This window comes from Klebsiella aerogenes (assembly GCA_029027985.1).
Taxonomy (GTDB): domain Bacteria; phylum Pseudomonadota; class Gammaproteobacteria; order Enterobacterales; family Enterobacteriaceae; genus Klebsiella; species Klebsiella aerogenes_A.
Genome location: CP119076.1, coordinates 72,041 through 83,938, shown reverse-complemented (window position 1 = coordinate 83,938; position 11,898 = coordinate 72,041). Strand labels below are relative to the sequence as shown.

Here is an 11,898-nt window from a genome sequence, read left to right as displayed (position 1 = left end):
CGCCCGGGCTACCAGGCGCGCACTAGCCAAATATTGGCAGCAGCAGATACAGCTTAATCACCAGCGCGTTGACGATATCGATAAAGAACGCCCCCACCATCGGCACCACCAGGAACGCCATATGCGACGGACCGAAACGGTCGGTAATCGCCTGCATATTGGCAATCGCCGTCGGCGTCGCGCCGAGACCAAACCCGCAATGACCGGCAGCCAACACGGCAGCATCATAGTTCTTGCCCATCATGCGATAGGTCACGAACACCGCATACAGCGCCATCGCCACCGCCTGCACCGCCAGAATAATAATCATCGGCAGCGCCAGCGACGCCAGCTCCCACAGCTTGAGGCTCATCAGCGCCATCGCGAGGAACAGCGACAGACTAACGTTGCCCAGCACCGACACCGCGCGGTCAAACACGCGATACAGCCCCGCCAGCGCCAGACCATTGCTGAGGATCACGCCGATAAACAGCACGCAGACGAAAGTTGGCAATTCAAAAACAGAACCCGCCAACAGTTGCGCAACCACCTTACCTATCGTCAGACAGATAGCGATTAAGGCAATACTTTCGATCAGCACCAGCGAGGTGATCATGCGGCCCATATCTGGCTTTTCAAACGCCGTCGGCGCCATCTGGTCGTCCGGCGTACCGTCCGGCGAAGAAGAGTGTTTCACCAGGTAACGCGCGACCGGGCCGCCAATCAGGCCGCCGAGCACCAACCCGAAGGTTGCGCAAGCCATTGCCACTTCGGTGGCGTTGGCAAAACCGTAGCGCTCAACAAACAGCTTGCTCCATGCCGCCCCGGTGCCGTGGCCGCCGGACAGAGTAATAGAACCAGCCAGCAGGCCCATCAACGGATCCAGCCCCAGCAGCTTCGCCATGCCGATACCGAGGGCGTTTTGCAGCAGCAACAGGCCAACCACCACAATCAGGAACGTACCAAGCACCTTGCCGCCCGCGCGCAGGCTGGCGAGATTGGCGTTAAGGCCGATGGTAGCGAAAAACGCCAGCATCAATGGGTCTTTCAGACTCATATCGAAATCAATTTCGATATCCATGCTTTTTTTCAGCGCCAGCAGCGCCAATGCCACCAGCAGGCCACCCGCGACGGGTTCAGGGATAGTGTATTTCTTGAGGAAAGGGACGGTCTGGACGAGTTTTCGCCCTAATAGCAACACCATGGTTGCGGCAACGAGCGTCGATAAGGTATCGAGATGAAACATAAAAAAGAGCTCCTTATAGGCGCATGATCCATTCACACGCGACGATATTCCCGGTGTCGATTACTTCTCATCTTGAGGAATCGGGATGCGATTTTAAGCAGAAGTGCGTAAAAAATGACAGGAAAAGATATTTTGTATTAGCGTTGATGCGATCAAGCATACAAAATGTTAATTATTTTGTTACATGTATTCGCTGCGGATATTTTTTGCGCCAAAGGCTGGCAAACGTTTGCTTTTAGTCTACAGTCCGATAAAATTCCCGCTTTGCCACCTTGGGATTGTTTGTGATGTCCGTTAAGACCGCAGAGTCAGAAAATGCGCAACCGGTTGCGCATAAACCAGCCAGCGAATTAATCTATCGCCTCGAAGACCGCCCGCCGCTACCACAAACGCTATTCGCCGCTTTCCAGCACCTGCTGGCGATGTTTGTCGCGGTCATCACCCCGGCGCTGCTCATCTGTCAGGCGCTCGGCCTCCCAGCCGAAGATACGCAACACATCATCAGCATGTCGCTGTTCGCCTCCGGCGTGGCATCCATTATCCAGATTAAAGCCTGGGGGCCGGTCGGCTCCGGGTTGCTCTCCATCCAGGGCACCAGCTTCAACTTCGTCGCGCCGCTGATCATGGGCGGCACCGCGCTGAAAACCGGCGGCGCCGACGTCCCAACAATGATGGCCGCGCTGTTCGGCACCCTGATGCTGGCGAGCTGCACCGAGATGGTCCTCTCGCGGATCCTGCATCTCGCCCGCCGCATCATTACTCCGTTGGTTTCCGGCGTGGTGGTGATGATTATCGGTCTGTCGTTGATTCAGGTCGGCCTGACCTCTATCGGCGGCGGTTATGCAGCCATGGCCGACCATACCTTCGGCGCGCCGAAAAACCTGCTGCTGGCAGGCATTGTGCTGGCGCTGATTATCCTCCTCAACCGTCAGCGCAACCCGTACCTGCGTATCGCCTCGCTGGTGATCGCCATGGCCGCAGGCTACCTGGCGGCGTGGCTCCTCGATATGTTGCCGGCCCACACCGCGCCGACCAACAGCAGCCTGATTACCATCCCGACGCCGCTCTACTACGGCCTGGGTATCGACTGGAGTCTGCTGCTGCCGCTGATGCTGGTCTTTATGATCACCTCGCTGGAAACCATCGGTGATATCACCGCCACCTCTGACGTTTCCGAGCAGCCGGTTTCCGGCCCGCTATATATGAGACGTTTGAAAGGCGGTGTGCTGGCTAACGGCCTGAACTCGTTTGTTTCCGCGGTTTTCAACACCTTCCCGAACTCCTGCTTCGGCCAGAACAATGGGGTGATCCAGTTGACCGGCGTTGCCAGCCGCTATGTGGGTTTTGTAGTGGCGCTGATGTTGATTGTGCTCGGTCTGTTCCCGGCGGTGAGCGGTTTTGTGCAGCATATTCCTGAGCCGGTACTCGGCGGCGCAACGCTGGTGATGTTCGGGACTATCGCCGCTTCCGGCGTGCGTATCGTCTCCCGCGAGCCGTTGAATCGCCGCGCCATCCTGATTATCGCCCTGTCGCTGGCGGTAGGGCTCGGGGTTTCTCAGCAGCCGCTGATCCTGCAGTTTGCCCCAGACTGGCTGAAGAACCTGCTCTCCTCCGGTATTGCCGCTGGCGGTATCACGGCGATTGTTCTGAATTTAATCTTCCCGCCAGAGAAGAACTAAACCAGCAATCGCGTTCTCCCCGGCGGCGCAATCGCGGCCGGGGAGCGCAAGCCACACCCTGCGGCGGTAACATCTCTTCATCTCATTTCACCATTCCAGCCTTGAGGATTGCGCATAAATCGTGCATAACACGGTGATGTGTCCTCGTCAGGATGGAAGATCATGAAATTTCTTGGAAAGCTGATTCTCTGGCTACTGATCGCCCTGCTGGTTGTCATTGTCGCGGCTTACTTTGCTCTGCAAACCCGCTGGGGCGCTCGCCAGGCCAGCAGTTGGTTAAGTGAAAGCACCGGCTGGAAAATTGTCTTCGATAAGATGGAGCATGACTTCTCTTCCCCGCTGCATCTGCAGCTACAAAATGTCATCTTTGGCCGCGACGGCAAGCCGCCGACTCTGGTCGCCAAAACGGTGGATATCGGCTTCAGCACGCGTCAGCTCAGCGATCCGCTGCACGCCGATGAAATCGTGCTCAGCAGTGGCACCCTGAATCTTTCTCCCGCCTCCGCATCGATGCCGTTTGCCGCCGATCGTCTACAGTTGCGCGACATGGCTTTTAATAGCCCGGAAAGCGACTGGAGCCTGAGCGCCCAGCGCGTCACCGGCGGCGTGATGCCATGGCAGCCCGAAGCGGGCGACGTGCTGGGCAGGCAGGCGCAAATCCAGATGAGCGCCGGCTCGATGAACCTCAACGGCGTCGAAGCCAACAACGTGCTGATCCAGGGGGAAATAAATAACGGCGAGGTCACCCTGAGCACCCTTGGCGCCGACATCGCGCGCGGTACGCTGACCGGTAACGCCAAACGCCGCGCTGATGGCAGCTGGCTGGTTGATAATCTGCGTCTGAATGAAATCCGCCTACAGAGCGCAAAGCCGCTGAACGAGTTCCTCGCGCCGCTGACCTCCGTTCCGTCGTTGCAGATTGGCCGCCTGGACGTGACCGATGCGCGTTTGCAGGGACCTGGCTGGGCGGTCACCGATCTCGACCTCAACTTGCGCAACCTGACGCTGAGCCATAACGGCTGGCAGAGCGAAGACGGTACGCTATCGATGAACGCCAGCGAATTTATCTACGGTTCACTGAATTTCCTCGACCCCATCGTCAACGCCGAATTCTCGCCGCAGGGTATCGCCCTACGCCAGTTCAGCTCTCGCTGGGAAGGCGGCATGGTACGCACCTCCGGGAACTGGCTGCGCGCCGGTAACGCGCTGGTGCTCGACGATACCGCCTTCGCCGGGCTGGAATACACCCTCCCGGCCAACTGGAAACAGTTGTGGATGGAGCCGATGCCGGGCTGGCTGCAAAGCCTGACGCTGAAGAAGTTTAGCGCCAGCCGTAACCTGATTATCGATATCGATCCGACCTTCCCGTGGCAGATCACCGCGCTGGACGGCTACGGCGGCGAGCTGCAACTGTTGAAAGGGGGCCAATGGGGAGTGTGGAATGGCAGCGCAACCCTGAATGCCGCCGCCGCGACCTTTAACCGCATTGACGTGCGTCGCCCGTCGCTGAAGCTGAACGCAAACGCCTCGACCGTTAACATCAGCGAACTAAGCGCCTATACCGAACGCGGGATCCTGCAAGCCACCGCCGCGGTATCGCAACTGCCGCAGCGCCAGGTCAATCTGAGCTTCACTGGCCGCGGCGTGCCACTGAATATTCTGCAAGCCTGGGGTTGGCCCGCACTGCCGATTAACGGTGACGGTAATTTCCAGTTAACGGCAAACGGCCGCGTGCAGGCGGATGCGCCGCTGAAACCCAGCGTCAACGGCCAGCTCAGCGCCGCCAATATGGATAAGCAGCAGACCGCGCAGGTGATGCGCGACGGCGAGGTCAGCAACGCGTCTGCCACGCCGGTTCCGGTTACGCCGTAGCAACCCCCTCCTCCCGGGTTACGGTGCTTGCGCCTGACCCGGGCAACACATAGCCCCTCTCTCCCGGCCTGAAACCTGTGCGCAATTTGCGGCTATCTGTGCCTATTTCCCGCAACAGGTTCCTTTCAAATATCAGAGTTGCTATAACCAAAATACTGGAAGTTGATAAAAATAATGATCCCTTGTACCTACAAAAATAAAAGGAACATCCATGTCTGCAATACGTCAACGTATTCTGGAGAATATGCAGAAATTCTCCAGAGCCATGATCGGCGCAGTATTATTCCTGCCGGTCATTGGATTAATTCTGGCTCTCAGTTCCGTCTTAACTAACCCGACGCTGATTGCTGAAACCAGCATATTTCATCAGCTGGGGCAACTGCTTGGCGATACCTTCTGGCCATTATTCGGCAACCTCGGTTTGCTGTTTTGCGTTGGAATAAGTTACGGCCTGGCAAAAGATAAAAAAACGGAAGTCGCGCTGGTTTCAGTTATGTGTTTTATCATGTTTCTTGGCGCCAACCATTCGTGGCTGGAACATACCCACGCCGTCGCGGAAAAAATTAACGGCGAATATTATGGTACCGGACAAACGCAGCTTTTAGGCTTTGTCGTGGTCGATATGGGCGTCTTCCTCGGTATTATTCTCGGCTGCACCATTGCCTGGGTACATAACAAAGTCTCCAATATTGAACTGCCCGGCGCGCTGTCGATGTACGGCGGGGCAAAGCTGACATTGGTCGCCATGACGCCGGTCATTATCTGCTACGCCATCGCCTTCACCTGGATTTGGCCGTTTATGACCCACGGCATTAGCGCGCTGACCGGTTTTATGAAAAACGCCGGGGTGGCGGGGGTATTCGTCTACGGCTTCTTTGAAAAATTCCTTATCCCAACCGGCCTGCACCACTTCGTTTGGTCTCCTTTCCAGCTCACGCAAATTGGCGGCACGCTGAATGTCGACGGCCAGGTGGTCTCCGGCACCCAGGCGATTTTCCTCGCCTACATGCGCCATCCCGACCTGACGCCGGTGATGAACGACGCACTGCGTTTCTCACAGCAAGGGATGACCACGATTTTCGGCCTGGCGGGCGCATCGTTGGCGTTTTACCACACCGCGAAGCCAGAGAAAAAAGCGATGGCGAAAGCGATTCTGCTGCCGGCGATCATCACCTCAATGCTGACCGGCATCACCGAGCCGATTGAATTCACCTTCTTATTTGTCTCGCCGCTGCTGTGGGTAATCCATGCCACGCTGACCGCCGCTTCGCAGGCGATTTGCGACATCTTCACCGTGCGCCCGTGGGGCGCCTCCGGCCTGATTGAATTCCTGATCTACAACCTGCCGTTGCCGGTGTCATTAACCCGCTGGCCGGGATACGTGCTAATCGGCATCGGTCAGTTCATCGTTTATTACGCGATTTTCCGCACGCTGGTCGTGAAGTTAAATCTGAAGACCCCGGGCCGTGAGGATGACGAGAATGTGAAGTTATACAGCAAGGCGGATTACCGGAAGAAAGTCGCCGGCGCGCCGTCGATGACCGATGAAATCATTAACGGCTTAGGCGGCAAGGCCAATATTATCTCCGTCGATAATTGTTTCACCCGCCTGCGTGTGGCGATCCACAATATGGAATTAGTCGACGACGGAATATTAAAGAGTACCGGCGCGAATGGCGTCGTGCGCAATCGTAATGAAGTTCAGGTTATTTATGGCGTCAAAGTGGGACAAGTGCGTTCCCGGGTTGATAGCTGGTTAGCAGAAAATTAATGGGGAGTGAGGTATGAAATTAACCGTATTAGGCGGGGGCGGCGTTCGCTCTGCATTCCTGGCGAAGTCGCTGGCTTATAACGCACACCGTATTGGTTTAACGGAAGTCGTATTTCAGGATAGCTCGACGGATAATTTATCGGTATTCGGTGAAATCGCCCGCTATGTATTTAATACGATTCGCCCGGATATTCATTTTAGCGCCACCAGCGATCCGGTCGCGGCGCTCCAGGGAACCCATTATGTCATTACGACGCTGCGCGTCGGCGGCGATGAGAGCCGCATCCGCGACGAACGGATTGCGCTGGAGCATAACACCCTCGGCCAGGAGACTACCGGTGCGGGCGGTTTTGCCATGGCGATGCGTTCGATCCCGGCGATCCTGCGCTATTGCCGGTTGATCGAGGAACACGCCGACAAAGACGCCATTTTGTTCAACTTCACCAATCCGTCCGGGTTGGTCACTGAAGCGATTATCAAATCCGGCTTCAAGCGCCGGGTGTACGGAATTTGCGATGCGCCGTCGGAGCTGATCCGCGAGCTGCCGGAAATCCTCGGCTGCGACCCGCACGACCTGAGCGTCGAGTGCTACGGATTAAACCATTTCTCCTGGTTTACGCATTTCACGCTGCGCGGCGAGGATGTCACCGCGCAACTGGTCGCCAACCCGGCGTTATACCGCAAAACGGCGATGCAGTACTTCTCGCCGGAGCTGGTCAAACTGTGTGATAACCAGCTGCTCAATGAGTATCTTTATTACTACTACTATCGTGAAGTGGCGCTGCAGTCGATTCAGCAGGCGCCGGAGACCCGCGGCGAGCAGATCGCCCGTATCAACCACGATATGCGTGAAGAGTTGGGTGCCGTGGACGTGAAAGCGAACCCGGAAGCGGCCTTCACCATCTGGATGAAGCACTACCTGCGCCGTGAAAATAGCTATATGCAGAACGAGTCGCAACAGGAGAAATTCCACACCCGCGAGCCGTTAACGCTACGGCAGTTCATCGAGGAGCCGGACACCGGCGGCTACGCCGGGGTGGCGCTGGATATTCTGGAGGCGGTCAACAGCACGACCACCAAGCGCATTGTCGTATCGATACAAAATAACGGCACGCTCGATTTTTTACGCCCCGACGATGTCATTGAAATCAGCTGCGATCTGAGCAAAGACGGCCTCAAGCCGGTTACCCCCGTTAAGGTGCCGACGGCGCAGAAAAACATGATTGCCAGCGTGAAAGAGTATGAGCGGTTGGCGGTAGCGGCGATTTTGCAGCAAGACAGATCGCTGGCGGTACAGGCGTTGATGGCCCACCCGCTGGTCGGTTCGTATTCGCTGGCGAAAACGTTGGTTGACACCTACCTCGACGATGAACAGTTCACCGCATGGCGGTAATGCGTCGCCCGTATTCGGGAACGTCTCCCCTAAGCCCGGGTAAGGCGCAACGCCGCAACCCGGGAGCTCCCCCCGCTCGCGCTGCGCTTAGCGGGGCTACGGTGAGCACCACTGATGCCGATAGGTAGCCCGGGTAAGGCGAACGCCGCAACCCGGGAACTCCCCCCGCTCGCGCTGCGCTTAGCAGGGCTACGGTGAGCATCACTAAGCCGGTGGTAGCCCGGGTAAGGCGCAAGCCGCAACCCGGGAACTCCCCCCGCTCGCGCTGCGCTTAGCGGGGCTACGGTGAACATCACTAAGCCAGTGGTAGCCCGGGTAAAGCGGAACGCCGCAACCCGGGAACTCCCCCCGCTCGCGCTGCGCTTAGCGGGGCTACGGTGAACATTACTGAGCCAGTGGTAGCCCGGGTAAGGCGCAACGCCGCAACCCGGGGACTCCCCCGCTCGCGCTGCGCTTAGCGGGGCTACGGTGAGCATCACTAAGCCGGTGGTAGCCCGGGTAAGGCGCAACGCCGCAACCCGGGAACTCCCCCGCTCGCGCTGCGCTTAGCGGGGCTACAGTGAGCACCACTGATGCCGATAGGTAGCCCGGGTAAGGCGGAACGCCGCAACCCGGGAACTCCCCCCGCTCGCGGGGCTACCTATTGCTACGCACACTGGTAAACCACATCTTCAATAGCCGCTCAAAACCTAATATGCAGTAGCCGAAAAACGGGTTGCTCCAGTAAATATCATCGTCGAACTTCTGCGGGTCGTGAATAATAAACGCAGTATCCGCAGCCTGCGCCAGCGGGCTCTGGTAATCACCGGTAAAGCAGACCAGGTTTATCTCTTTTCCTGCCAATGCCTTAACCCAATTTAACGCTGAACTGCTGCGCCCGGATTTGGAAATTATCCAGATGGAATCAAAACGGGCGGCGTTCTTCTGCTCAAGGATTTCGTAATCCGGCCACAGCGCCAGGCTGGCGTTCACGCCGGTGACGAGAAACTTATTATAAATATATTGGGCGATCAGCTGCGAAAAGCCGCTGCCGTGGATCAGAATACGGTGCTGTTCAAGGCCTGTCAGCAGCGGCGCAAGCGCCTCTGTGGGCTGAATACTCATGTAGTCGATATCATTGGTCACATCGAGCTTCGGCATGGTGATATTGAACTTGATGAAATAGACCAGTTCCAGCCAGCCGCTGAACTTAAGCTTCTTCGCCAACCGCACCAGCGAAGAAGGGTTGCTGTAGCAGCGCTCCGCGACGGCACGGATCCCTTCGCGGATACACTGCTCCGGGTCATTCTGAATAAAACGCAACACGGTCATTTCTGTTTTACTCAACTTCACGTCACGAAAGATATTTTCTAAGTCCATTGCGGGCTCCTCTCAGCGGCAGATTACGCTACCACTGCTCGATAAAAGCGTCTGTGGAGTGAGTCACCAGAATGAAACGAATATTACTTTTTACGAAAAAATGGAATAAAAAAACCCTCTCCGCAGGCGAAGAGGGTTCCTACCGTTAACGTACTCGCTTAGAGTGTAATCGTTAGCGCATTACTCTGAGCGGCCAGCACCACGCCGAGTTCGCTGCCGGCCTGAGTCCCGCCCTGCACGCCAGCCACCTGCGGGATATTACGCAGACATAGCGTCCAACCGCTGGCCTGGCCTTCACCGTTCACGGTGATAGTATTGCCCTGGCGCTTCGCCTTCAGGGTGAAGACCACGGAACCGTCGGCCGCCGGAACCTGACACAGCGCTTCACGGCCATCGCCGAGGTGGAACAGCTGGAAGGCAGTGCCTTCATGCCACGCGTAATCGGGTTTCTGATCATTGTTGCCCAGTGCCAGCAGGGTGTTGTCGCGGACGTAGACCGGCAGGCTCAGCACATCGTGGTTCTGCTTATGCCAGCGGCCGCCCTGCGCTTCATCGTTATGCCACAAGTGCGTCCAGTGCCCTTCCGGCAGGTAGAACTGCACATCGCCCGCCTCGGAGAACACCGGCGCCACCAGTACCGAATCCCCCAGCATATACTGGCGGTCGAGATAGTCGCAGGCCGGATCGTCCGGGAACTCAAGCATCATCGAACGCAGCATTGGGGTGCCAAACTCGTTGGCCAACGCCGCCTGGCGATAGAGATACGGCATCATGCGGCATTTCAACTGCGTGAAGTGGCGCACCACGTCGCAAGACTCCTCATCGTAGGCCCATGGCACACGGTAGGATTTGCTGCCATGCAGACGGCTGTGGCTGGAGAGCAGGCCGAAGGCGCACCAGCGTTTGTAGACGTGGGCTGGCGCGGTGTTTTCGAAACCGCCGATGTCGTGGCTCCAGAAGCCGAAGCCGGACATGCCGATCGACAGCCCGCCGCGCAGGCTTTCCGCCATCGATTCGTAGTTGGCGTAACAATCGCCGCCCCAGTGCACCGGGAACTGCTGGGTCCCCACTGATGCGGAACGGGCGAACAGCACCGCCTCCCGCTCGCCGACAGTCTCTTTCAGCACATTCCACACCAGTTCGTTGTAGATGAAGGCATAGTGGTTGTGCATCTTCTGCGGATCGGAACCATCGAACCACTGCACGTCGGTCGGGATACGTTCGCCAAAATCGGTCTTGAAGCAGTCGACACCTATCGCCATCAGGCCTTTCAGTTTGTCAGCATACCACTGGCAGACTTCAGGATTCGTGAAGTCGTAAATCGCCAGCCCCGGCTGCCATTTATCCCACTGCCACAGCGAACCGTCCGGGCGCTTCAGCAGATAACCCTTCTCTTTCAATTCGTTGAACACCGGCGAACGCTGGCCGATATACGGGTTGATCCACACGCAAACCTTCAGCCCTTTCGCCTTCAGACGCGTTATCATCCCTTCCGGGTCCGGGAAGGTCAGCGGATCCCATGCGAAATCGCACCACTGGAAGGCCTTCATCCAGAAACAGTCGAAGTGGAAGACGTGCAGCGGTAGATTGCGCTCGGCCATGCCGTCGATAAAACGGTTCACCGTCGCTTCGTCATAGTTGGTGGTGAATGACGTGGTCAGCCACAGGCCAAAGGACCACGCCGGGGGTAGCGCCGGACGACCGGTTAGTTGGGTATAACGGTTAAGCACCGCTTTCGGCGTCGGGCCGTCGATCACAAAGTACTCGAGGTATTCGCCTTCGACGCTGAACTGCACCTTTGAGACCTTCTCCGAACCAACCTCAAAGGAGACGCGCTGCGGATGATTCACCAGCACGCCGTAGCCGCGGTTGGTCAGGTAGAACGGGATGTTTTTGTAGGATTGTTCAGTGCTGGTGCCGCCGTCTTCGTTCCAGGTATCGACCGTCTGGCCATTGCGCACCAGGGCGGTAAAGCGCTCGCCGAGGCCATAAACGGTTTCGCCAACACCGAGGTCAAGACGCTCGAACATGTAGTTGCGGTTAGTCTTGCTATCCTGCACGTAGCCGTTATTTTTCAGCTGGCTGCCGGTGATACGCACGCCGTTGCGCAGAAAATCCAGCGACCAGAATTCGCCTTTAGTGACGCGTACGCTGAGGTTGCCGCTTTTCAGTTCGGCGAATTCCGCCATGTTCTGTATCTCGACAGTCACATCGTTCAGCACGTTCAGCGAATAGTGCGGCCCCTTGTCCAACGCCCCCTGAAAGTGCTCCATGCGCACACCGATCACCCCTTCCCGTGGGGAGAAAAAGCGCAGGGTGAACAGCGGCGTATCCAGTTGCCCGGCGCGCTCGCGGACATCGCGCGGCGCGGCATAAACCACCATTTCAGCGCCCTGCTGCTCCACCTCGTAGACCTGTACGGGCTGGATCAGGTTGAGCCCTGGTTGAATGAGCCAGTTTCCATCACTGATTTTCATTAAAACGTCCTCTTAGGTTTGCAATACTTTGCCGATCGGTGCAGAGGCGAAGTCTTGTCCGTTGCGACGCGCGCCTTCGGTTTGCACACGCTTCCTTCAGCGATACCGCGGGGTGGTACCGG

7 protein-coding genes are annotated in these 11,898 nt (G+C 57.3%); 4 read left to right on the top strand and 3 right to left on the bottom strand.

Going from position 1 to position 11,898, the window contains the following annotated elements; all coding sequences use genetic code 11:
• Positions 1-22 precede the first annotated feature (22 nt).
• Complete coding sequence (gene gltS / locus PYR66_00385) at positions 23-1,225, bottom strand: sodium/glutamate symporter (GenBank protein ID WEF28233.1); 1,203 nt, start codon at positions 1,223-1,225, stop codon at positions 23-25.
• Positions 1,226-1,512: 287 nt separating this feature from the next.
• On the opposite strand from gltS, the gene PYR66_00380 reads away from it, so the two are divergent.
• The 4 genes from PYR66_00380 to PYR66_00365 all read left to right on the top strand — a co-directional run bounded on the left by PYR66_00380 (position 1,513) and on the right by PYR66_00365 (position 7,940).
• On the top strand, positions 1,513-2,904 hold the full coding sequence (locus PYR66_00380; GenBank protein WEF28232.1) for a uracil-xanthine permease family protein: 1,392 nt from the start codon (positions 1,513-1,515) through the stop codon (positions 2,902-2,904).
• A gap of 162 nt (positions 2,905-3,066) precedes the next feature.
• Positions 3,067-4,776, top strand: coding sequence for an AsmA family protein (locus PYR66_00375; GenBank protein ID WEF28231.1), 1,710 nt, complete (start codon positions 3,067-3,069; stop codon positions 4,774-4,776).
• Between the two features lie 211 nt (positions 4,777-4,987).
• Positions 4,988-6,547: a PTS transporter subunit EIIC gene (locus PYR66_00370; protein WEF28230.1), complete on the top strand. Its 1,560-nt coding sequence runs from the start codon at positions 4,988-4,990 to the stop codon at positions 6,545-6,547.
• A 13-nt stretch (positions 6,548-6,560) separates the two neighbouring features.
• Positions 6,561-7,940 (top strand): glycoside hydrolase, encoded by a 1,380-nt coding sequence (locus tag PYR66_00365; GenBank protein WEF28229.1) that lies wholly within the window; start codon positions 6,561-6,563, stop codon positions 7,938-7,940.
• A gap of 636 nt (positions 7,941-8,576) precedes the next feature.
• Here PYR66_00365 and PYR66_00360 read toward each other — a convergent pair.
• Entirely contained in the window at positions 8,577-9,299 is a 723-nt protein-coding gene (locus PYR66_00360) for an SIS domain-containing protein (protein ID WEF28228.1), read from the bottom strand.
• A 158-nt stretch (positions 9,300-9,457) separates the two neighbouring features.
• Positions 9,458-11,776 carry an alpha-xylosidase gene (gene yicI, locus PYR66_00355; GenBank protein ID WEF28227.1) on the bottom strand — a complete coding sequence of 773 codons (2,319 nt, stop codon included), beginning with the start codon at positions 11,774-11,776 and terminating at the stop codon, positions 9,458-9,460.
• Positions 11,777-11,898: the final 122 nt, after the last annotated feature.